The 22315-nt window shown below is 58.3% G+C and carries 18 protein-coding genes; 7 read left to right on the forward strand and 11 right to left on the reverse strand.

Features of this window, described 5'->3' with window-relative positions; translation table 11 throughout:
* On the forward strand, positions 1-1311 hold the full coding sequence (locus AC2FHX_RS10250) for a 3-deoxy-D-manno-octulosonic acid transferase (protein ID WP_496701717.1): 1311 nt from the start codon (positions 1-3) through the stop codon (positions 1309-1311).
* Between the two features lie 28 nt (positions 1312-1339).
* On the opposite strand, the gene AC2FHX_RS10255 is transcribed toward AC2FHX_RS10250, so the two are convergent.
* From AC2FHX_RS10255 to AC2FHX_RS10285, 7 genes are all read right to left on the reverse strand, one after another.
* Positions 1340-2503: a M20 aminoacylase family protein gene (locus AC2FHX_RS10255; protein ID WP_496701715.1), complete on the reverse strand. Its 1164-nt coding sequence runs from the start codon at positions 2501-2503 to the stop codon at positions 1340-1342.
* Positions 2504-2518: 15 nt separating this feature from the next.
* Positions 2519-3667, reverse strand: coding sequence for an MFS transporter (locus tag AC2FHX_RS10260; protein ID WP_496690867.1), 1149 nt, complete (start codon positions 3665-3667; stop codon positions 2519-2521).
* A gap of 68 nt (positions 3668-3735) precedes the next feature.
* Entirely contained in the window at positions 3736-5013 is a 1278-nt protein-coding gene (locus tag AC2FHX_RS10265; RefSeq protein WP_142634941.1) for a DUF3422 family protein, read from the reverse strand.
* Positions 5014-5121: 108 nt separating this feature from the next.
* Positions 5122-5478 (reverse strand): VOC family protein, encoded by a 357-nt coding sequence (locus AC2FHX_RS10270; RefSeq protein WP_142634943.1) that lies wholly within the window; start codon positions 5476-5478, stop codon positions 5122-5124.
* A 160-nt stretch (positions 5479-5638) separates the two neighbouring features.
* Positions 5639-7093 carry an NAD(P)(+) transhydrogenase (Re/Si-specific) subunit beta gene (locus AC2FHX_RS10275; protein WP_282021433.1) on the reverse strand — a complete coding sequence of 485 codons (1455 nt, stop codon included), beginning with the start codon at positions 7091-7093 and terminating at the stop codon, positions 5639-5641.
* Positions 7094-7106: 13 nt separating this feature from the next.
* Entirely contained in the window at positions 7107-8678 is a 1572-nt protein-coding gene (locus AC2FHX_RS10280) for a Re/Si-specific NAD(P)(+) transhydrogenase subunit alpha (protein WP_496701713.1), read from the reverse strand.
* Positions 8679-8806: 128 nt separating this feature from the next.
* Positions 8807-9259: a methyltransferase family protein gene (locus tag AC2FHX_RS10285; protein ID WP_496701711.1), complete on the reverse strand. Its 453-nt coding sequence runs from the start codon at positions 9257-9259 to the stop codon at positions 8807-8809.
* Between the two features lie 183 nt (positions 9260-9442).
* Here AC2FHX_RS10285 and kynU point away from each other — a divergent pair, with 183 nt between their 5' ends.
* Positions 9443-10636 (forward strand): kynureninase, encoded by a 1194-nt coding sequence (kynU, locus tag AC2FHX_RS10290; protein ID WP_496701709.1) that lies wholly within the window; start codon positions 9443-9445, stop codon positions 10634-10636.
* Here kynU and AC2FHX_RS10295 read toward each other — a convergent pair.
* Complete coding sequence (locus AC2FHX_RS10295) at positions 10629-11207, reverse strand: TetR/AcrR family transcriptional regulator (RefSeq protein ID WP_496730700.1); 579 nt, start codon at positions 11205-11207, stop codon at positions 10629-10631. The two genes, kynU and AC2FHX_RS10295, sit on opposite strands and share 8 nt — an antisense overlap.
* A gap of 102 nt (positions 11208-11309) precedes the next feature.
* On the opposite strand from AC2FHX_RS10295, the gene AC2FHX_RS10300 reads away from it, so the two are divergent.
* Together AC2FHX_RS10300 and AC2FHX_RS10305 are read left to right on the forward strand one after the other, a co-directional pair.
* Positions 11310-11774, forward strand: a complete 465-nt coding sequence (locus AC2FHX_RS10300) for a (2Fe-2S)-binding protein (RefSeq protein ID WP_142634955.1) — start codon at positions 11310-11312, stop codon at positions 11772-11774.
* 3 nt (positions 11775-11777) lie between these two features.
* Positions 11778-14018, forward strand: a complete 2241-nt coding sequence (locus tag AC2FHX_RS10305) for a xanthine dehydrogenase family protein molybdopterin-binding subunit (RefSeq protein WP_496701705.1) — start codon at positions 11778-11780, stop codon at positions 14016-14018.
* 42 nt (positions 14019-14060) lie between these two features.
* On the opposite strand, the gene AC2FHX_RS10310 is transcribed toward AC2FHX_RS10305, so the two are convergent.
* The 3 genes from AC2FHX_RS10310 to AC2FHX_RS10320 form a co-directional block, all read right to left on the reverse strand.
* The gene (locus AC2FHX_RS10310; protein WP_496701703.1) at positions 14061-14840 is read right to left on the reverse strand and encodes a gamma-glutamyl-gamma-aminobutyrate hydrolase family protein; all 780 of its coding nucleotides are present in this window, start codon (positions 14838-14840) and stop codon (positions 14061-14063) included.
* A gap of 220 nt (positions 14841-15060) precedes the next feature.
* Positions 15061-15486, reverse strand: a complete 426-nt coding sequence (locus AC2FHX_RS10315) for a GlcG/HbpS family heme-binding protein (protein WP_271950308.1) — start codon at positions 15484-15486, stop codon at positions 15061-15063.
* A 25-nt stretch (positions 15487-15511) separates the two neighbouring features.
* Positions 15512-17644, reverse strand: a complete 2133-nt coding sequence (locus tag AC2FHX_RS10320) for a malate synthase G (RefSeq protein WP_496701701.1) — start codon at positions 17642-17644, stop codon at positions 15512-15514.
* Between the two features lie 219 nt (positions 17645-17863).
* On the opposite strand from AC2FHX_RS10320, the gene pepN reads away from it, so the two are divergent.
* The 3 genes from pepN (at position 17864) to AC2FHX_RS10335 (ending at position 22287) form a co-directional block, all read left to right on the forward strand.
* Complete coding sequence (gene pepN, locus AC2FHX_RS10325; protein WP_496701699.1) at positions 17864-20473, forward strand: aminopeptidase N; 2610 nt, start codon at positions 17864-17866, stop codon at positions 20471-20473.
* On the forward strand, positions 20470-20898 hold the full coding sequence (locus tag AC2FHX_RS10330) for a hypothetical protein (protein WP_142634964.1): 429 nt from the start codon (positions 20470-20472) through the stop codon (positions 20896-20898). Before pepN ends, AC2FHX_RS10330 begins: the two co-directional genes overlap by 4 nt.
* 129 nt (positions 20899-21027) lie before the next feature.
* Complete coding sequence (locus AC2FHX_RS10335) at positions 21028-22287, forward strand: hypothetical protein (RefSeq protein ID WP_496701698.1); 1260 nt, start codon at positions 21028-21030, stop codon at positions 22285-22287.
* Positions 22288-22315: the final 28 nt, after the last annotated feature.

A 22315-nucleotide genomic window follows, 5' to 3' on the forward strand; every position in this document is an offset into this window, starting at 1 on the left:
ATGACCGCCCCCTCTGGCCAGCCGACGCTGCTTTACCGTTTGTATTGCAGCCTGACCGCCGTTGCTGCACCTTTGGCTTGGCGCACCGTGCGCAAGAAACTCCTGGCGGCAGATGTCCCGACAATTCGCCAGCATGAAAGGCTCGGCCATGCCAGCCTACCACGCCCCAAGGGCCGATTGATCTGGTTCCACGCTGCAAGTGTGGGGGAAACCCTGTCGGTCATCAGCCTGATCAAACGGCTGGGTGAACGCCTGCCGGATGCCCAGTTCCTGGTGACCTCGGGCACCCCAACTTCGGCGGCGCTGATCGAAAAACGGATGCCACCCCGTACGCGACACCAGTATCCGCCGCTGGACACCGCAGGGCCGGTCAGGCGATTTCTGGATCACTGGCGCCCCGAAGCCGGAGTATTTGTCGAAAGCGAAATCTGGCCACGCCTGATCGTTGACGCGGCTGGACGGGGAATCCCTCTGGCCCTGTTGAATGCGCGCCTGTCAGAGAAATCCGTCGAAGGTTGGAAGAAACGGCCACAAACCGCACGATTCATTTTGGACAATTTCAGCCTGTTCCTGACCCAGAATGGCAAAACCGCCGCTAATCTGGTGGACATGGGGGCTGTGGCGGACCGCGTGCAACCGGGAACCAACCTCAAAGCGATGTCCGATCCGCTTCCGGTCGATAATTCTGTGTTGGAAGATATTCAGACCCAGATTGCCGGACGCCCTCTCTGGATCGCCAGCTCGACCCATGCCGGAGAAGAAGAAATCGTTCTGGCCGCCCATGCGAAATTGCTGGAACGCTGGCCCGACCTGCTGCTGTTGTTGATCCCACGCCACCCCGAACGCAGACAGGATGTGGCCGCGCTGTTGAAACAGGCCGGTCAATCCGCAGTTTTCCGAACATCGGAGAGGCGGATCAAAACCGAAACACAGGTCTATGTTGCCGACACACTGGGCGAGACCGGCACGTGGTATGCGCTGTGCCCAATCGTATTTCTGGGCGGTTCGCTGCACGAGATCGGCGGCCATAACCCGTTCGAACCCGCTCAGGCCGGGGCGGCAGTAATAACCGGTCCCGGATACTTCAACTTTGCCGAGACCTTTGCGCCGCTCATCGAAACCGGTGGCGCGGTTGAGGTGAACTCGGCGCAGGCCCTGGCAGACGCGGTCGCGGTTTGGCTCAGCGATCAGGACGCGCTGGATACAGCGCGCGATGCCGCAAAATCCTGCGTCAACACGCAGAAATCCGCGCTCGATTCCATTGTCGAGACCCTGTGCGACCGGCTTGGCCTGAAGACCACCGGCGTTTAGGGGCAGAGCACCTGCCTGCCCCTTGGGATCACGCCGCTGGCATCCTTTGTTCCACGATTTCGGCCCACCAGCTGCATCCTGCAGGGATGGCCTCATCGTTGAAGTTGTATTCAGGGTGATGCACTGCAGCGGTGTCCCCGTTGCCCACCAGAATATAAGCGCCGGGGCGTTCTTCGAGCATAAAGGCGAAATCCTCGCCGCCCATGATCAGCGGTGCCTGGTCACAATCGCCCGAGACGGACCGCGCCACCTGGGCCGCGAAATCGGTTTGATCATCACTGTTCACCATCACCGGGTAGCCTCGGTAATAGGTCACCTCAACCGCTCCTCCAAATGTGGCGGCCACTCCGGTGCAGATCTCGGTCACGCGCTTTTCGGCCATATCCCGCATGTCCCGGCTCATTGTACGGACCGTACCGCGCAGCTTTACAGTCTGAGGGATCACGTTGAATGCGTTTGAAGAGGTTTCGAAGGAGGTCACCGAAACAACCACCTGATCCACCGGGTCAGCGTTTCGCGCCGCGATGGTCTGGAGCGCCAGAACCGCCTGCGCCGCCATCACCGTTGTATCCACGGTTTCATGCGGCTTGGCTGCGTGGCCGCCCTTGCCTTCAAAAACGATGTCGAACTGATCAGTAGCTGCGAAAAACGCGCCAGGACGGATGGCGAAACTGCCCACCGGACGGCCGGGCCAGTTATGCATTCCGTAGACTTCCTGAATGCCCCAGCGGTCCATCATCCCGTCTTCACACATCTCACGACCACCGCCGCCACCTTCTTCGGCAGGTTGGAAAATGACCACCACTGTCCCGTCAAAATTCCGCGTTTCCGAAAGGTATTTCGCCGCCCCCAACAACATCGCAGTATGACCATCATGGCCACAGGCGTGCATCGCCCCATCGGTATTCGAGGCATAGTCCAATCCGGTCGCCTCATGGATCGGCAGCGCATCCATATCGGCACGCAAACCGATAACCTTGCCGCCCGTGTCCGCCTTGCCCTTGATCATACCCACCACGCCCGTTCGGCCAATTCCGGTGACCACCTCATCGCAACCGAACTCTTTCAGCTTTTCCGCCACCAGCGCACTGGTGCGATGGGTTTCAAACAGGATCTCTGGATTTTGGTGGATATCACGCCGCCATTCCGTGATTTCACTCTGCAGTTCTGCGAACCGGTTTTTGATCGGCATGTGTATCTCCCAAAATCATCGTTCGTCGCTGTCACCGGGGCGCAACGCGCCGGATAACAGGACAATGAAAACAGCCAGCGGCAGCAAGGCCATGAATGCAAGACGCAATGTAAGCATCTCTGCCAGAAACCCAATAAGGGGCGGGCCAATCAACAACCCGCCATACCCTAATGTGGCCACGCTGGCGATGGCTTGACCAGGCGGGACATGCGGATCATTTGCCGCCCTGCTGAACGCAAGCGGCATGATCACTGCATATCCAAGCCCCATCAGTCCAAACCCAACCAGAGCAATCCCGGCATCATAGGCCGATACCACAGCCAGCACCCCCAAAGCGGCGCATACCCCTCCGAACCGGGCCGTCGCGGTTGGTCCGAACCGCGCGATCACGACACCACCCACCAGACGGAACGCGACCATTGTCACCGAAAAGACGGCATATCCCAGCGCTGCGACGCTTTCGGGTGCACCGGTCACATCCCGCAGGAAAATCGCGCTCCAGTCCGCGACGGCCCCTTCACCCAATGCCCCGCACAGGGCAATAAATCCGACAAGTATCAACGCACCCGACGGAAGTGCAAATATCGCCCCGCCCGCGGCCACAACACGGTGCGAATTCCACTGCACACGGGACAGAGCCAGTGTCAGCCCAACTACGATGCCACCGGCCAGTAAAAAGTGCTGTGACACCGTCAGGCCCATCTGTATCGCACCAAATCCGCTCAGCGCTCCCAGACCGGCCCCCAGGCTCCACATCGCGTGAAAAGACGACATAACGGGCCTGTCATAAGCGCGCTCAACCTCTGCTGCCCAGGCGTTCATCGCCACATCCATTGAGCCGTGGAAGGCCCCGAATACGAACAGGAAAAACGCCAATGCCCAAAAGCTTCCGGCAAAGGCCAGCAAGATAAGGGATGCGGTATAAAGAATGGCGATGATCCGTGTGATCACCACAGCCCCGAACCGATCTGTCAGACGTCCGGTAACCGGGAACGAACACACAGCCCCAGCCGCCATGAACAGCAAGCCGTAGCCAAGCGCTTCGTGCGACAGGTCCAGGTGATCCCTGACTGCGGGAATACGCGAGGCCCAGATCCCGAACAAAGCGCCGTTCAAAATGAACATGGCCGCCACGGCCCGCCAAGCGGCCATAATCCCGATCACGTATTTTCCTTTGCTCCGCGCCCGCCCCTGTCAGTTCTACAGCCTAGGGAAGGTTTAGCAAACGCGGATTAGGCCAACCGCTTTCGTATATGCCTGATACCCAGCCAGACACACAGGACAACCGGCAAGGTTGCCGCCGCGGTCAGCATCCCCTTGCTGATCCCGGTGGCGGTCAACGGGTACAACAGATAGCTGGCCAGTGAGACCGCATAATAGCTAATCGCCACCACGGAAAGCCCCTCGACTGTGTGCTGCAACCTCAGGGCCAGATCAGCACGGCGGTCCATACTTTCCAGCAAGGCCTGATTCTGGGCGCTGCGTTCCACATCTACCCGAGTCCGCAGCAACTCACCCCCCCGGATCGCCCGGTCGGACAAGGTCTGCAGCCGACTTTCCGTGGCTTTCACTGTCCGAATTGCGGGCTCATACCTGCGCATCATGAAATCGGCAAAGGACTGACGGCCCTCGAACCTTTCCTCGCGCAATACCTCGATCCGTTGGTTCACGATGGCCTCATAGGCCCCGGTAGCCCCAAAGCGAAATGCGCATCGGGCAGAAAGTGTTTCCAATTCGATGGATGTTGACAGCAGATCCGGCAGTAGTTCGTCAGGATGCGCCGAGTTATCTGTCATCTGCCCCATAAGCCGGGTCAGCTTTCCATCCAGCTCTCCGATTTTCGGCATCAGTTGCTTGATTCGAGCAAAGCCCAACATGGACATGGCTTTGTAGGTTTCGATCTCGCACAGGCGCTGGATGATGCGCCCGGTTCGGCGCTGTCCTGTTCCCTTGGTCACGAAGAGCGCGAACCGCATATGCCCAGCTGGATCAATCCGAAAGTCACTGGCACAAATCGCAGCATCATCCAGCACGCGCGCAACCGCAAGGCTTTCGGGTTCGAACCATTCGGCCAGCGCGGCTTTTACCGCCTCATCATCTGGTCTTTCAGTCACCCGAACCATGGCCGAGGTTATCCTCTGGCCCGGGCTGGCCATCAGCCAATCAGGTGGGAAAGCCTCAAAATCAGCGGGGTTGAAGGCCCGGTCACTGACATTCCGGGTGATCGCCGTATAGGTCACAAATTCCGTGTGCTGCTCCCACTTGAGCCAGTGACGGCCGATCTGACCCGCGTAATGCGTCGCGTCCGGCTGCGGGTGCTGCGCACCGTGACGGTCTAGAAGATTGACCAGATGGGCTATGTCTTCGCTCCGGTCCCGCGCAACCGCCGCCACGGGTTTCTTGATGGCCAAAAACGCAACGGTGCATGGCGTCGAGGCCACGGGAAACGGGCGCGCATGCAGCTCGTTGGCCAGCGAATAGCGCAATGGATGATCGTCGATCGGCGTCATTGAATGCTCCGGCGTTGTCCGGCGCACTATACGACAGTTCAAAAATACATCAATTATCTTTTTATTTCAATAGCTTACATGGATACTACGGTATACAAACCCCTTATGTCATTGATTTGGCTGCCACAGTTCGATTGGGTTGCCCTCAGGGTCGTGAATACGTGCGAATTTTCCAACCTCGCTATCCCATTCCGGATTGGTCTCGACGGCAATGCCTGCGGCTTGCAACTGGGTCGTCATGGCAGACAGATCGTCAACCCGAAAATTGATCATCCACTGCTGCTCGGCGCGGCCAAAATAATCGGTGTCCTGCGCAAACGGGGCAAAGACCGTATAGCCTTCGCGCTGTTTCCAGGGGACGGGATCGTAATGATGAACGCCAAGATGGGTCTCGTACCAATCCCGTAGCGCTTCCGGATCTCTGGCGCGAAAAAACACGCCACCTATGCCGTTGACCTTTTCCATGGGGCACCTCCTAGTCTCTCTATAATAGCCCAAGGATACCACATTCCGTCCGCCTCATCTGGCCAGAAATTTCCTGGAGGCTTGGGGGCAAAGCCCCCAACATGACAAACAAGAAAAGGGCGCCCGAAAGCGCCCTTTGCATTTTGGTTAAGGCTTTAGATCAATCGATCATCGGCAGCAGCTTGTCCAAGCTTGCTTTGGCGTCGCCATAGAACATGCGGGTGTTCTCTTTGAAGAACAGCGGGTTTTCGATACCCGAATACCCCGTACCCTGACCACGTTTGGACACGAACACCTGCTTGGCCTTCCAGCATTCCAGAACCGGCATCCCGGCGATGGGGCTGTTGGGGTCTTCCTGTGCTGCAGGGTTCACGATGTCATTCGAACCGATGACGATGGCAACATCCGTTTCCGGGAAGTCCTCGTTGATCTCGTCCATTTCCAGAACGATGTCATACGGCACCTTGGCCTCGGCCAGCAGAACGTTCATGTGGCCCGGCAAACGACCGGCAACCGGGTGGATCGCAAAGCGCACATTCTTGCCCTGCGCCCGCAGCTTGCGAACCAGTTCGGACACCGATTGCTGTGCCTGCGCGACGGCCATGCCATAGCCCGGAATGATCACCACGCTGTCGGCGTCATTCAGGGCTGCGGCAACACCGTCGGCCTCGATTGCAATCTGCTCGCCTTCGACAGCCATCTGCTCACCTTGCGGACCACCAAAGCCACCCAGGATCACACTGACAAAGTGCCGGTTCATCGCCTTACACATGATGTAGGAGAGGATCGCACCGGACGAGCCCACAAGCGCACCGACCACGATCAGCAGGTCGTTGCCCAACGAAAAGCCGATGGCCGCAGCCGCCCAGCCTGAATAGCTGTTCAGCATCGACACAACCACCGGCATGTCGGCACCGCCGATGCCCATGATCAGGTGATAACCAATAAACAAGGCGGCCAGCGTCATCAGGAACAGGGGCAGGAATCCGCCCGTGGACGTGTACCAAACCAGACAGATCAGCGAGAGCCCCGCCGCAGACGCATTCAGCGCGTGACCACCGGGCAGTTTGGTTGCCGTCGATGTAACCTTGCCAGCCAGCTTGCCATAAGCCACGACCGAACCGGTAAAGGTGATTGCGCCGATGAAGATGCCCAGGAACAGTTCCACGTGCAGGATTGCCAGCTCTGCCGCTGTCTTCTTGGCGATCAGCTTGGCAAACGCGCCCAGGTCGGACAGGTCGACGTCTTTGGCGGCATCAACAACCGCAAAAACTTCGGCGACATTCTTGATTTCAAAATGCGCGTTGAAACCCACGAACACAGCCGCCAAACCAACCAGCGAATGCATCGCAGCCACAAGCTGTGGCATCTCGGTCATCTGGACGCGCTGCGCCACATATTGACCGATCAGACCACCACCTATGATCAGCAGCAGTGACAGCAGCCACAAGCCCGAACCGGGGCCGACCAGCGTAGCGAAAACCGCCAGCGCCATACCGACGATGCCATACCAGACAGCGCGCTTGGCGCTTTCCTGGTTCGACAGGCCGCCAAGCGAGAGGATGAACAGAACAGCCGCAACAACGTAGGCGGCAGTGGTGAAGCCATAATCCATGTGCCCGGCCTCCTTAAGATTTCTGGAACATGGCAAGCATGCGCCGAGTTACGAGGAAGCCACCGAAGATGTTGATCCCGGCCATGAATACGGACAGAGCCGCCAGCAGAATAACCAGGAACGACCCGGATCCGATCTGCATCACTGCGCCAACGATGATGATCGACGAGATCGCGTTGGTAATCGCCATCAGAGGCGTGTGCAGGCTGTGCGCGACGCCCCAGATCACCTGGAATCCCACGAAGATCGCCAGCACAAAGACGATGAAGTGCTGCATGAAGCTGGCCGGAGCAATCAGACCGATCAACAGCATTAGCGCACCGCCGATACCCAGCAAGGTGAACTGCTGTTTGGTTTGCGCCTTGAAGGCCGCAACTTCCTGCGCCTTTTTCTCCTCCGGGGTCAGCTCCCTGACCTCAGGCTTTTTCTGAGCGGCAATCGCCTGAACTTTCGGCGGCGGTGGCGGGAAGGTGATTTCACCTGCATGCGTCACGGTTGCGCCGCGGATCACGTCGTCTTCCATGTCATGGTTGATCTGACCGTCCTTTTCAGGCGTCAGGTCTGTCATCATGTGACGGATGTTGGTTGCGTAAAGCGACGAAGACTGTGCCGCCATCCGGCTTGGGAAATCGGTATAGCCGATGATGGTCACGCCATTATCGGTCACGATCTTCTCGTCAGCAACGGTCAGCTTGCAGTTGCCGCCTTTTTCCGCCGCAAGGTCCACGATCACCGAACCCGGTTTCATCGCTTCGACCATGTCCTTGGTCCAAAGCTCGGGCGCTTCGCGGTTGGGGATCAACGCGGTGGTGATCACGATGTCCATTTCCGGAGCAAGCTCGCGGAACTTGGCCAGCTGTGCCTCGCGGAATTCATCGGACTGAACACTCGCGTAACCGCCGGTTGCCGCGCCGTCCTGCTGGTCTTCTTCGAAGTCCAGATAGACGAATTCGGCGCCCATGGATTCAACCTGCTCCGCCACTTCGGGGCGTACGTCGAACGCATAGGTGATCGCACCCAGAGAGGTCGAGGTGCCAATGGCGGCCAGACCGGCCACACCGGCACCTACGATCAGAACCTTGGCAGGCGGTACTTTACCAGCAGCCGTCACCTGACCGGTGAAGAACCGGCCAAAGTTGTTACCCGCTTCGATCACCGCGCGGTAGCCCGCTATGTTGGCCATCGACGACAGAGCGTCCATCTTCTGGGCACGACTGATACGCGGCACCATTTCCATGGCGATCACGTTGGCGCCCTTGGACTTGGCGGCCTCCATGCCCTTTTCATTCCCTGCGGGGTTGAAGAACGAGATCAATGTCTTGCCCTTGGCAAGACGCTTCAGCTCGGTTTCATTTGGCTGACGTACCTTGGCGACGATGTCGGCGGCTTTCCACAGCGCCGCCGCGGTTCCGATAACCTCGACACCCGCCTCTTTATATGTGGCGTCCGAGAACCCGGCCGCAGCGCCGGCCCCTTTCTCGATCAGGCACTCATACCCGAGCTTTTGCAGTTGACGGGCTGAATCCGGAGTCATCGCGACCCGGTTCTCACCGTCAAATGTTTCCTTTGGCGTTCCAATCTTCAACGGCGCGTCCCCCTAATTTTCGGTCAGTTCGCAAGGATAGTTGGCATTCTATCTGAAGAACCAGTTTTAACTGCGCAAGATTATTTCGCAAGCGCAGCATTGTTACGTCGTGTAAAATCCCGTCCACCTCAGATCCAGCGGCGGGTTTGCCTTTCATAACTGGCGAAATCCGTGCGAAAGGCACGGCGCATACGGTTTTCTTCCGGCACAATAAACCTGCGTTCCAAAATCCAGACAAAAACAGGCATCAACACCAAGGACAGCACCGCGTCGAAACGCAGAATCAAGCCGGCCAGAATAAGTACATCGCCAACGTAGATCGGATTGCGGCTGCGCTTGAAGATACCTGTTTGAACCAGACTCGATGGAGTTTCATGCGGCAGGACGGTCGTTCGATGCCGACGAAACTCGGCAATCGCCAGCACGACAAGAACGACGCCGCCCCCGATCAGAAGGCCGCTGAGCAGGTCGGTAAACCCGCTGGCCAGCGACAGACCGAAGGACGCATAGTTCGCCTGCAGCCAGGCGAGAACAGCAAAGGCCACCAACCAAGCGGGCGGAATGTCGAGTTTGCGCTTCATGCTTGTTCCTCTGATCCTGCGGTATGGATGTCGCATTTGTCGGGGTATGTACCGCTTTGCATCCACGAAAGCAAAACCACAGTTGGTCGCATCTGTGCATTTTCGGCCGAACGCGTAGACACGGCAGAACTGATCAGATAGCCCTTTAGTCAGACATTTGTCAGAATTCTGCACAGGACCTCCATGACTGATTTCGCTGCAACCAAAGCCATGTTCGATCTGCCGAATGGAACCATTTATCTGGACGGCAACTCGCTTGGCCCATTGCCACGTGCTGCCGCCGAGCGGGTGAGTGGAATGATGACACACGAATGGGGTCAAATGCTGATCACCGGTTGGAACAAGGCCGGGTGGATGGGGCTTCCGACCGGGCTTGGCGACCGTATCGGGCGGTTGATCGGGGCGGAACCGGGTACCATCGTGACCGGCGATACCCTGTCGATCAAGGTCTATCAGGCTGTTGCCTCGGCGCTGGAGCTTTGCCCCGACCGCAAGGTTGTGCTGTCTGATAACGGCAATTTCCCTTCGGACCTTTATATGGTCGACGGTCTGCTGCGTTCACTCGGATCGGAATACGAATTACGGGTGGTCGCACCCGAGGATGTTGCCGAAAACATCTCCAAAGACGTCGCGGTTCTGATGCTGACCGAGGTCGATTACCGGTCTGGCCGGATCCATGACATGAAGGCGCTGACGGAACAGGCCCATGCGAACGGCACAATAACCGTTTGGGATTTGGCCCATTCCGCAGGGGCGATCCCGGTTGAGCTGTCCAGCTGCAATGCGGATTTTGCCGTTGGCTGCAGCTATAAGTATCTGAACGGAGGCCCTGGCGCGCCGGCGTTCATCTATGTGGCGCCCCGCCATGCGGATCGCGTGCGCCCTGCATTATCCGGGTGGCTGGGCCATGAAGCCCCGTTCACGTTCGATCTGGATTACCGCCCCGGGCAGGGTATCGAGCGGATGCGTGTCGGCACACCTCCGATCATCCAGATGACCGCGCTGTCTGCGGCGATGGACATCTGGGACATGGCCAACATCAAGGACGTACGCGCCAAGTCAATCGAACTGACCGAGCTGTTTATTTCGGGCGTCGAGGCCAACTGCCCTGACCTGAAACTGGCCAGCCCCCGCGACCCTGCGCAGCGTGGCAGTCAGGTTTCATTCCGTTTCGCCGATGGCTATGCCGCAATGCAGGCCTTGATCGCGCGCGGCGTGATCGGTGATTTCCGCGCCCCGGACATCATGCGCTTTGGGTTCACCCCGCTCTATATCGATGAGCAGGATGTAAACGGCGCGGTGGACATTCTGGCCGACATCATGACCAACCGGTTATGGGACGCACCGGAATACAAAGTCAGACAGCGGGTTACCTGATTTCCAACGCTGCACCAATCATGGCGGCAAGGTTCGAGTTCATCCGGTCGAATTCTTGAAAATCCGTCGCGCTGATTTTGTTTCCCCGCAGCGCAGAGGCAATGGTCTCCGCAGTTTCTCTTGCGCCATCAAACAAACGGGCACGATCATTCGACGCTTCTTTCTGTAGCCACCCGGTATATAAAGATTGCAGCCGGACCTCGCCCTGCGTGATGATATCCGAGGCCAGCGACTTTCCTGCATCTAACAGTTCCATCCCGTGTGGAGAGGACATGATCTGAGCCATACCATCGGTCTGTACGTGGATTGCCTGGCCGATGATCTGCGAAACCGAGCCGTCTGCCTGCAGGGCTTTCGCAACGGCTTCGATCTTCTCCTCATAGTGCAACTCGGTGAGTCTGCGCAGGATCGCCTCTTTGTTGTCGAAATACAGATACAATGCCGGGCGCGAGATCCCCACGCCCTTTGCGATTTCATCCATCGACGTCTTTTTAAAGCCGTAAGCCGCGAATGCCTTACGCGCCGAATCCAGTATGGCAAGGCACTTTGCGTCTAGCACGAAATCTCTCATCTGAACCTTTTGACACTTTTCACTCAATTTGTCAGTTGACACTCTGACACTCACACCCATTTATGTCAGAACGTCACTAAATGCCAAGAGGGAGACGCAGCTATGACGGCCAGCTTAAAGATAAATGGGACGTCATATAAGGTCGATCTACCCGAGGATGTCCCCCTTTTATGGGTTCTGCGCGACGAGATCGGACTGACCGGCACCAAGTTTGGCTGCGGGGTTGCGGCATGCGGCGCCTGTACCGTTCATATAGACGGAGAAGCCGTGCGCTCTTGCCAGGTTGCCTTGTCCGATGTCTGGGGTGACGTCACCACAATCGAAGGTCTGGGCAGCCCGGATGCGATGGCCAAGATACAGCAGGCCTGGGTTGACCATCAGGTTGCGCAATGCGGTTATTGCCAATCGGGTCAGGTCATGCAAGCCGCCGCGCTATTGGCCGAGAACCCCAGCCCCACGGATCAGGACATAGACGATGCGATGCAGGGCAATCTGTGCCGCTGCGGCACCTATCCCCGTATCCGTGCCGCGATCCATGACGCAGCCTCCAGACTGAAGGAGGCATAAGCGATGGCTTCCGTAGGAAAAATTCTTCGCCGCACGTTTCTTATCGGCTCAGCCGCCATTGTTGGCGGCGTCGCGTTTGGCGCCTATTATGTCAGCCGCCCGACAGCCAACCCGCTGAAGCCTGGCGATGGGGAAACCGCGCTTAGCCCGTTCATCCTGATTGATCAGCAGGGCGTAACCCTGTTCGCGCCACGTGCCGAGATGGGACAGGGCGTAATGACCACTTGGGCAGCCCTAATTGCCGAAGAACTGGACGTCGAATTGGACGATATCCGGGTCCTTCACGGGCCTGCGGCAGCCGCCTATTACAACTCGGCCATTTTGGGTGAGAGCCTGCCGAACAAGGGATATGACATCTCGAATTTCCAGCACAATCTGGCACAGTCGCTGGGCGTTCTGGGCAAGGTTGTCAGTCTGCAGGTCACAGGCGGCTCGACCTCGATGCGCGATGGGTTCGAACGCATGCGGGAAGCCGGGGCCACAGCCCGGGAAACGCTGAAACAAGCAGCGGCTGATCGTCTGGGCCTGGAGCGTGACCAGTTGAAGACCGAAAACGGCGCCGTGATCGCGCCGGACGGGACGCGCATTCCCTATACTGAACTGGCTGAGGCCGCCGGACAGATCGAGCCCATGCAGGTCGAGCTGCGCGATCCCTCAGACTGGCGTTTGCTGGGACAGAACCTGCCACGAGTCGACATGGTTGGAAAATCCACGGGCACGGCTGAGTTTGGCATTGACGTGCGCCCCGAGGGTCTGAAATTCGCGTCGGTTCGGATGAACCCGAAACTGGGCGGTGCGATGAACGGCTTTGACGCCAGCGCTGCGGAATCCATGCCCGGCGTAGAGAAGGTGGTCGATCTGGGCAACGGCGTGGCCGTTATTGCCAATAACACCTGGCTGGCCATTCAAGCGGTTGAGGCAATAGACGTCGATTGGGCCGACGCCCCCTACCCGCCGGATACTGACGGTATATTCGCAAAAATTGCCGAGGCGTTTGACGACTCGCCAAATTCGACCATGCGTGACGATGGCGATGTTGACACCTTGCCCGAAGGGGCCACCGAAATTACCGCTGAATATCAGGTACCCTATCTGGCGCATTCCACGATGGAACCGATGAACGCCACCGCGCTGTTCACTGGTTCCAACCTCGAGCTGTGGTGTGGCAACCAGGCGCCGACCTTCCTTCTGACCCGCGCTGCAAACACGGCGAATTTGGATAAAGAAGCGGTCGAGATTCACACCACCTATCTTGGGGGCGGATTTGGTCGTCGTGGAGAGCTGGATTTCATCGAAATCGCCACCAAAGTCGCCATGGCCATGCCCAATACTTCGGTCCAGACCACCTGGAGCCGCGAGGAGGACATGCGCCATGACTTCTACCGGCCCGGTGCACTGGCGCGGATGCGTGGCGCGGTCAAAGACGGCAAGGCGGTTCTGATCGACGCCAGAGTTGCATCGCAATCCTGCACGCAACAGGCCGTGGAACGCATATCGGGCCTGCCCGGCGCTGGCCCCGACAAGGTCCTGGTCGAAGGTCTTTTTAACCAGCCCTATGCCGTGCCGAACTACCGCGTCAGCGGCCACATCGCCGATCTGGATGTACCTGTCGGGTTCTGGCGTTCGGTCGGCAATAGCCATAACGGGTTCTTCCACGAGACATTCATGGACGAGCTGGCCCTGGCCGCCGGTCGCGACCCGCTGGAGTTCCGTCTTGAACTGGCCCAAACCGAGCACGCGCCGTCGGCAGGTGTCCTGCAAGCCGTCAAGGAAATGTCAGGTTGGACGGGTGAAACGCCTGCCGGTTTTGGTCGTGGCGTAGCAATGACCTACAGCTTTGTCACCCCGGTAGCGCAGGTGATCGAGGTGGTCGATGAGGACGGCACCGTTCGCATCGCAAAAGCGTGGATTGCCTGTGATGTGGGTCTTGCTTTGGATCCGGGAACGGTCGAAGCGCAGATGTTCGGTGGCATGATCTATGGCCTGTCAGCAGCCGTGATGGGTGAGATCACCTTCGCCAACGGTGAGGTCGAGCAATTTAACTTCCCCGACTATGACGCGCTGCGAATGCATAACGCCCCGGTGACCGAGGTTCGTATTCTGGAAACCAACCGCCATCTGGGTGGTGTGGGCGAGCCGGGAACGCCTCCGTCGATGCCAGCGCTTGGCAACGCCCTGTTCGACCTTACCGGCAAGCGCGCCCGCAGCTTGCCATTGATCAATCAATTCAATCTGCTGGTTTGATAGCAAAGCGCCGGTCCCTTCAATCAGGGCCGGCGTAGGGACTCAGGCGGTTTGTTTAACCAATCCCGATCGCACTCCTGCGGACCAGTCGCGTGCCGCATCGCCAAACGCCTCAAAAAGCGGCCGCGAGACAGGGTCATTGACCGCGTCCCATTCCGGGTGCCATTGCACCGACAGGGTGAAACCGGGCGCGTCCTGCACATAAATCGCCTCGGGCGTGCCGTCTTGTGCAGCGCCGTCAATCACAATGCGATGTCCAACCGTTTTGATCCCCTGCCCGTGCAGCGTGTTGGTCATCACCTCGGCAGCGCCCATCAACCGATGAAACACGCCCCCCTCGGTCAGGCTGACCACATGGCGCAGGGCAAATTTTTCTTCCAACGTGCCGTCGGGTGGCATCCGGTGGTTCATTCGCCCCGGCAAATTCCGGATTTCTGGATAAAGTGTTCCGCCCATGGCCACGTTGACCTCCTGAAAGCCGCGGCAGATGCCGAAAAAGGGCTGCCCTCTTTCGACACAGGCCCGCACCAAGGGTAACGTGATCGCATCGCGAGCCCGGTCGAAATCACCGTGCGCTTCGGTTGCGGGTTCGCCATATTCCTCGGGGTGAACATTGGGACGCCCCCCTGTCAGCAGGAAACCATCACAGACCTCAAGCAGTTCCTCGACACAGACATACCGCGGGTCGGCAGGGATCAGCATCGGCAAGCAACCCGAGACATTGGCCACCGCGTCCGAGTTCATCGTGCCGCCAGCATGAGTCGGATATTGATCGTTCATCAAATATGAATTGCCGATGATACCGACGACAGGTCGAGCCATTATTCTTTCCTAGTTCTTTCCGCACGTTCCGGGAAAGGTATCGACAGGGTCACAGGCGCGCAATAGCACATAGCCTGTGTGTCAGCGCAAGTCTCTGTTCACCCCTGCACAACAAGGGGCCTGATCGGACCACCGCCGAATAGGCCCTATTCGCTTTGCGCGCCGCTTGTGCCTCGTAAAGATCGGAGAGCCTTTGCCGGCTCTCCGAGTTCACCAAAGGTCAAACTTCGCCAGTCAGCCCGGCCGCTTCGATCCCGGCCATGGCAGCGATGGCGTCGTTATCCGACGTGTCGCCGGTCACACCGACTGCGCCAATTACGGCACCTTTTCGGTCACGCAGCAGGACACCGCCCGGAACCGGCACGACCTGACCGCCATAAACACCGTTTACGGCGGCCATGAAATAGGCCTGCGCCTCGGCGCGTTGCATCTGGGCTGTGCCCGCCATCCCCAGCATGACCGAGCCGTAGGCCTTGCCCTGCGCAATCGCAAAACGACCAGGGGCAGCACCGTCTTCACGCTCAAACGCGATGACGTGGCCACCAGCATCAAGAACGATGACCGAGAGGGGTTTCAGCCCCAACTCGCGCCCTTTTTCAAGGGCTTTGCGGATAAGGGTACGGGCTTTGCGCAAAGAAATTACCATATTCGATCCAGTCATTTCTGTTGGGTTAAAGGCTGGCTTTCATCTCCAGTCGGCGGGCGTGCAGGACAGGTTCGGTATAACCCGAAGGCTGAACACGGCCTTTGAAAACCAAATCACAGGCCGCCTGGAAGGCGATCCCGTCGAAACCGGGAGCCATTGGGCGATACGCCGGATCGCTATCATTCTGCCGATCGACCACTACGGCCATTTTCCGCATCGCGGCCATGACTTGCGCCTCATCGACAGTGCCATGATGCAGCCAGTTGGCCAAGGCCTGAGACGAAATCCGGCAGGTGGCACGGTCTTCCATCAGGCCAACATCATTGATGTCCGGCACTTTCGAACAGCCAACGCCTTGATCGACCCAGCGAACCACATAGCCCAGGATGCCTTGCGCGTTGTTTTCGATCTCACGCGCAATTTCATCATCGCTGAGGTTGCGGCCGCCCAGCAAAGGCACAGTCAGCAGATCATCCAGCGTACCACGTGCGCCACCGGCAGCCAATTCGTCCTGGCGCTCTAGGACGTTGACCTTATGATAATGTGTTGCGTGCAGTGTCGCGGCAGTCGGCGACGGCACCCAGGCGCAAGTTGCGCCCGATTTCGGGTGACCGATCTTGGCGTCCAGCATGTCACCCATACGGTCGGGCATCGCCCACATGCCTTTGCCAATCTGTGCCTTGCCCTTCAAGCCACATGCCAGACCGATATCAACATTGCGATCTTCATAAGACGCAATCCACGGCGTGTTCTTGATGTCGCCCTTGGGCAGCATTGGTCCTGCCTCCATCGAAGTGTGGATTTCATCCCCGGTCCGGTCCAGAAAGCCGGTGTTGATGAAGGCCACGCGCGATTTGGCGGCGCGGATACATTCCTTGAGGTTCGCCGAGGTGCGGCGCTCTTCATCCATAATACCGAGCTTTACGGTATTCCGCGGCAGGCCGAGGATGTCCTCAACCATATCGAAAATTTCGACGGCAAAGGCAACCTCTTCAGGTCCGTGCATCTTAGGCTTTACCACGTAGACCGAACCAGTGACCGAGTTGCCGCCATCGCGCTGCAGGTCGTGCATCGCAATCAGAGTGGTACACAGCGCGTCCATCAGACCTTCGCCGATCTCGCGCCCTTCGGCATCCAGAACGGCGGGGTTGGTCATCAGGTGCCCCACATTGCGGACCAGCATCAGCGACCGGCCCTTAAGAACACCAGCGCCACCGTCCGCCGCGGTAAAAGTCAGGTCATCGGACAGTTTGCGTGTAAAGCTTTTGCCGCCTTTACTGACCTCTTCGGTCAGATCACCCTTCATCAGGCCCAGCCAGTTGCCATAGGCAACCACCTTGTCCTCGGCATCCACACAGGCGACTGAATCTTCGCAGTCCATGATCGTCGACAGCGCCGATTCAAGATGCACGTCAGCAATACCGGCCGGGTCGGTAGCGCCAATGGTGCTAGAGGTGTCAATCACGACTTTGACATGCAAACCGTTATTCTTCAGCAGAACAAAGTCCGGGTTTTCAGCGGCACCGCCAAAACCCACAAACTGCGCTGCATCTGCCAGCGCGGGCACCAGAACCCCATTTTCAACGCGCAGTTCTGACATTTCAGCCCACGATCCGCTGGCCAGCGGGGCGGCATCGTCCAGAAACCCTTTGGCCCAAGCAATCACACGTGCTCCGCGCGCATCGTCATAACCACCACCGACGGGAAGATCGCCCATCGCATCGGTGCCATAAAGCGCGTCATACAAGCTGCCCCAGCGCGCATTGGCAGCGTTCAGTGCAAAACGCGCATTGGTAATAGGAACCACCAGCTGAGGACCGGGAATCAACGCGATCTCGGGATCGACATTGTCGGTTTCGATCTGAAAATCCCCGCCTTCAGCCACCAAATAGCCGATCTCGCGCAAGAAATCCTGATAGGCGACAGCATTATGCGGCTGGCCATTGTTTTCCAAATGCCAGGCATCGACGCGCCCCTGGATATCGGCCCGCTTTGCCAAAAGTGTACGGTTCTTTGGACCCAACTCGTGAACCATCTGCGCAAGCCCGTTCCAGAAGGTGTCAGCCGCAACGCCTGTTCCAGACAGAGCACGCCCTTCTATGAATTCAGTCAGAATCCCGTCGACCTTGAGTCCGCTCCGCATCTGTCTGCTGCTCATGCCACATCCCCTCGTATGTACGCCGTTGTATACAGGCCCCAATTAGGGCGGATATTTCCGATAGGCAACATGTCTTGGTCAGTTTGGGTCTTTGGTCGTCAGGCCACTTCGACATCGACAGATGCTTATCGCCTATTGAGCAAGCTTACTTGCACCGCTTGCAGCCCATCGCAGCAACCCATAACGTCGCGCCTGATACCAACCCATTCGAGGCCACCGATGCGCGACGCAGCCCCCACGACGATCTATCTGAAAGACTACACACCGTTTGGTTATCTGGTGGACAGCGTACATCTGACCTTTGATCTGGCCCCAAATGCGACCCGAGTGACTTCGCGCATCGCCTTCCGGCCCAATCCTGATGCCTTAGACCGTCAGTTTTTCCTGCATGGTGAGCAACTGAAACTGATCCGTGCTACTGTTGACGGGGTTGAGATCACTCCAGACGTCACAGAGACCGGCCTGACAGCGGTTGTCCCCGACGCGGCATTTGTCTGGGAAGCCGAGGTCGAAATCGACCCAGGCAACAACACCGCGCTTGAAGGGCTTTACATGTCGAACGGCATGTATTGCACCCAGTGCGAGGCCGAAGGCTTTCGCAAGATCACCTACTACCCGGACCGCCCCGATGTGATGTCCACCTTTACGGTGCGCATCAATGGTGACCTTCCAGTGCTTCTGTCCAACGGCAACCCATCGGGTCAGGGCGATGGCTGGGCCGAATGGATCGATCCCTGGCCCAAACCTGCCTATCTGTTCGCGCTGGTCGCAGGCGACCTGATCGCTCATCCCAGTCAATTCACGACCAAATCCGGTCGTGACGTCGAACTGAATCTCTGGGTCCGTCCCGGAGACGAAGGCAAATGTGCCTTTGGGATGGAGGCGCTGAAGAAGTCGATGAAATGGGACGAGGACGTCTATGGCCGCGAATATGACCTGGATGTCTTTAACATCGTCGCCGTCGATGATTTCAACATGGGGGCGATGGAAAACAAGGGTCTGAACATTTTCAACTCGTCCGCCGTGCTGGCCAGCCCTGAGACATCCACCGATATGAATTTCGAACGGATCGAGGCGATCATCGCGCATGAGTATTTCCACAACTGGACTGGCAACCGCATCACCTGCCGCGACTGGTTTCAGCTGTGCTTGAAAGAAGGTCTGACGGTGTACCGCGATGCGCAGTTCACCTCGGACATGCGCTCGGCCCCGGTCAAACGTATCCACGATGCCATCGACCTGCGGGCGCGCCAATTCGCCGAGGATAACGGCCCGCTTTCACATCCGGTAAGGCCAGAGAGCTTTCAGGAGATCAACAACTTCTACACCGCGACGGTCTACGAAAAAGGCGCCGAGGTGATCGGCATGCTGAAACGTCTGGTAGGTGACGAGGCCTATGCGCAGGCGCTGGAGCTGTATTTTGATCGGCATGACGGTCAGGCCTGCACCATCGAGGACTGGATCAAGGTGTTTGAAGACACCACAGGTCGCGACCTGACCCAGTTCAAACGCTGGTACAGCCAGTCTGGCACCCCGCGCGTATCGGTGACCGAAGAATGGACTGATGGCATCTACACCTTGACGCTGAGACAGCGCACCGACCCGACCCCCGGACAGTCAGAAAAACTGCCGCAGGTTATCCCCGTTGCGGTCGGGCTGATTGGCGCGAACGGGGATGAAACCATGCCCACAACCATTCTGGAGTTCACGCAGGAAATCCAAAGCTTTGCTTTCGAATACACAGTAGAAGGCTGGCGCTTGCAGGGTTGCGAAGGACCGGAACGCGTGTCCGGTGCCAATCCGCCCAAACCCACGGCCTCAATCCTGCGCGATTTCTCGGCCCCCGTGATTCTGGAACATGACCAGAGCAGCGCTGAGCGAGCTTTTTTGCTGGCTCATGACAGCGACCCGTTCAACCGCTGGCAAGCAGGGCGATCTTTAGCCGAAGACACGCTGATCAAGATGATCTTGACGGATGCGGCACCGGAAACGGATTACCTCGATGGCATCCTCGCCGTATTGCGCGACAGCGATCTTGACCCGTCTTATCGTGCCTTGATGCTGGGGTTGCCGTCCCAATCTGAACTTGCTGCGATGATGCATGAACAGGGTGTCACGCCCGACCCGGTGGCCATTTGGACCGCTGTTGAAACGCTGCGGCAGGTAACGGCCCAGCACGTTCAGGATCTGCTGCCCCGCCTGCACAGCGAAACCAGCATCGAAGCCGCCTTTAGCCCGGACGCAGAACAAGCCGGCCAGCGGGCTCTGGGTGGGGCCGCACTGGCGTTGACCTCACGGCTGGACGGGGGTGCAAAAGCGGCCGAGGATTATCAGCGCGCCGATAACATGACCCTTCAGCTTTCGGCTTTGTCCTGCCTGTTGCGTGCGGGCAAAGGGGAACAGGAACTGAACGCGTTTTATGACCGGTGGCAAGATGACCGGCTGGTGATGGACAAATGGTTCGGCCTGCAGGTGGCGATGTCAGCCCCGGCAGAGACTGCAGATATCGTAAGCCACCTGACCGGGCATCCGGATTTCAACTGGAAGAACCCGAACCGTTTCCGGGCTGTTCTAGGGGCATTGGCGACGAATCACGCCGGTTTCCACCGTGCTGATGGAGCTGGTTATTCTCTGCTGGCGGACTGGCTGATCAAACTGGATCCGGTCAATCCGCAGACCACGGCGCGGATGTGTTCGGCATTCCAGACGTGGAAGCGGTATGACTCAGATCGCCAGGCCCTTATCCGCAACCAGCTGACCCGCATCGCCGAAACGCCAGACCTTTCACGGGACACGACCGAAATGGTGACGCGCATCCTGAACGCATGACCCCCTATTCCTATACACGGCATAACAGGTCACCGCAGGTCATCGCCATTCTGCTGTCGGTCTATTCCGCGCTGGCGGTGTTGTTCATCGCCTTTGATGCCGTCTGGTGGCTGATTGGCCTGCTGGCCCTGTTCACCCTGCCCGCATTATGGGACTTTGCACAAAACACCCGTTCGGGGCTCCGGCTGGATCAGGATGGGCTGCGGTGGTTCTCGGGGCGGCGCGAGGCTGGCGTAAGATTGAGCGAAATCGACCATGTGCGTCTGGATACACGCTGGGATTTCTCGGTGCGCATGTCGCTGGTGCTGACCTCGGAAAAGCGGATTCGCCTGCCCGATGAGTCGACCCCTCCGCATAAGGAACTCGAGTCCCGCCTGAAAGAGGCTGGTCTAAAGGTTGAACGGCATCATTTCGGCCCATTTTGAAACGATCCCGAGCCTCAGGGCGCATTGACCGGAACAAAGCGACAATAAGACGGTTGTAGCTTGAATTTGAGCCAAATAGAGGCCAGTCTTTAAAGCTAGGTTACGATTTTTTTTGTTTCGAGTGTAAGCATGTTCCGGTTTCTGATGGCCCAAAAGGCCCGCGTTCCACATCCATCCTTGAAAATTGCGTCAGATTTCGACGCCGCCGATGCAGTGCTGGCCGCTGCTTTGCCAGATCAGGGTTCGGTAAATATCCCCGTCGCAAATGTCTCGGCCGATGAACTGATCGGTCAGGACGTCATCGAACTTGGCCGCGATCTGGCCCGCCAGGATCGGTGGGCAGACCTTTCTGCAAAGATGCGTGCCGCCGATGAAGCGCGCGAAACTGCGCCCGATGGGATGCCAATCGCGGATTTGCTGGCATTCGGCGCTCGGTCCGATGTAGTGCTGGCGGTCGAACACGCTCTGTCCGATTATCGGGCATTGTCAGACTATGATCTTCTTGGCGGAATTTCTGAGCTAGAAGATGAAATGCGGGCGCATGAGGATGATCCGATGATCGCCCTTGTTGTGGCTATGGCGCATATTGACCTGGCCTGGGCGTGGCGCGGCACTGCGACAAACGCAGTTCTTCCCCCCTTGCACCGGTCTCGCTGCACCGCCCATTTCGACCGCGCGGCCGATATCCTGCCAAAATGCCGCGAAGCCGCGCCCAACAATGCGCTGGTTGCGGCTGTTGGCTGTGCTCTGCTGGCAGGTCAGCGCAAGTCCAATCTGCGCGTGGCTGATCAGTATGAACAGTTGATTACGTTGGACCCGCATAACCAACGCCATATGCGTGCAATGGGCACTCATCTGCTGCCACGCTGGTTCGGCAGCTATGAAGAGCTTGAGGTTCAGGCCCTGCGCAATGCAGCCCGTACCCATGACCTTTGGGGCGCCGGTGGCTACACGTGGGTCCAGTTTGATGCCATCGCCCTGGACGACGAAGCCTGCGCACGGCTGGATATCGAATATTTCCTGCAGGGTTTGCACGATATTCTGCGCAACCGCCCCGATCAGCAGATGGTCAATATGCTGGCTGCCTATTGTGCGATAACCATCCAGAACGGCCTTGGGGGGAATGAAAAGGCCGACGCGGTGCGCGCTCAGATCCACGACGCGGCCAACTGGCTGATCCGTGATCACCTGACCGAACTGCATCCGCTGATCTGGGCCCATGCGGCACAAGGGTTCAATAACTCGGTCCGCATCAACTCGCCCGAACGGTTTGCAGCCCGCGGGCACCGCGATGCGTTGCGGGCAATCGGTGACCTGTTTCGTGAGGAACTGCGCAGTGGCATGGATGTGACCTTTACTCCGACAGGGTTGCACCTGTCCGGACACTGATTCCCCCTTGCCCCTTTGGCGCGCCGGG

It is taken from the genome of Ruegeria sp. CDSC042 (assembly GCF_059610745.1).

Bases quoted from the DNA above. Each gene is read 5' to 3' on its own strand.
- kynU (WP_496701709.1), top strand. From the start codon at position 9,443: ATGACTGATTTCGCTGCAACCAAAGCCATGTTCGATCTGCCGAATGGA.
- AC2FHX_RS10270 (WP_142634943.1), bottom strand. From the start codon at position 5,478: ATGGAAAAGGTCAACGGCATAGGTGGCGTGTTTTTTCGCGCCAGAGAT.
- AC2FHX_RS10265 (WP_142634941.1), bottom strand. From the start codon at position 5,013: ATGACGCCGATCGACGATCATCCATTGCGCTATTCGCTGGCCAACGAG.
- AC2FHX_RS10295 (WP_496730700.1), bottom strand. From the start codon at position 11,207: ATGAGAGATTTCGTGCTAGACGCAAAGTGCCTTGCCATACTGGATTCG.
- AC2FHX_RS10310 (WP_496701703.1), bottom strand. From the start codon at position 14,840: ATGGCTCGACCTGTCGTCGGTATCATCGGCAATTCATATTTGATGAAC.
- AC2FHX_RS10275 (WP_282021433.1), bottom strand. From the start codon at position 7,093: ATGGATTATGGCTTCACCACTGCCGCCTACGTTGTTGCGGCTGTTCTG.
- AC2FHX_RS10300 (WP_142634955.1), top strand. From the start codon at position 11,310: ATGACGGCCAGCTTAAAGATAAATGGGACGTCATATAAGGTCGATCTA.
- AC2FHX_RS10305 (WP_496701705.1), top strand. From the start codon at position 11,778: ATGGCTTCCGTAGGAAAAATTCTTCGCCGCACGTTTCTTATCGGCTCA.
- AC2FHX_RS10330 (WP_142634964.1), top strand. From the start codon at position 20,470: ATGACCCCCTATTCCTATACACGGCATAACAGGTCACCGCAGGTCATC.
- AC2FHX_RS10285 (WP_496701711.1), bottom strand. From the start codon at position 9,259: ATGAAGCGCAAACTCGACATTCCGCCCGCTTGGTTGGTGGCCTTTGCT.
- AC2FHX_RS10335 (WP_496701698.1), top strand. From the start codon at position 21,028: ATGTTCCGGTTTCTGATGGCCCAAAAGGCCCGCGTTCCACATCCATCC.
- AC2FHX_RS10320 (WP_496701701.1), bottom strand. From the start codon at position 17,644: ATGAGCAGCAGACAGATGCGGAGCGGACTCAAGGTCGACGGGATTCTG.
- pepN (WP_496701699.1), top strand. From the start codon at position 17,864: ATGCGCGACGCAGCCCCCACGACGATCTATCTGAAAGACTACACACCG.
- AC2FHX_RS10250 (WP_496701717.1), top strand. From the start codon at position 1: ATGACCGCCCCCTCTGGCCAGCCGACGCTGCTTTACCGTTTGTATTGC.
- AC2FHX_RS10255 (WP_496701715.1), bottom strand. From the start codon at position 2,503: ATGCCGATCAAAAACCGGTTCGCAGAACTGCAGAGTGAAATCACGGAA.
- AC2FHX_RS10315 (WP_271950308.1), bottom strand. From the start codon at position 15,486: ATGGTAATTTCTTTGCGCAAAGCCCGTACCCTTATCCGCAAAGCCCTT.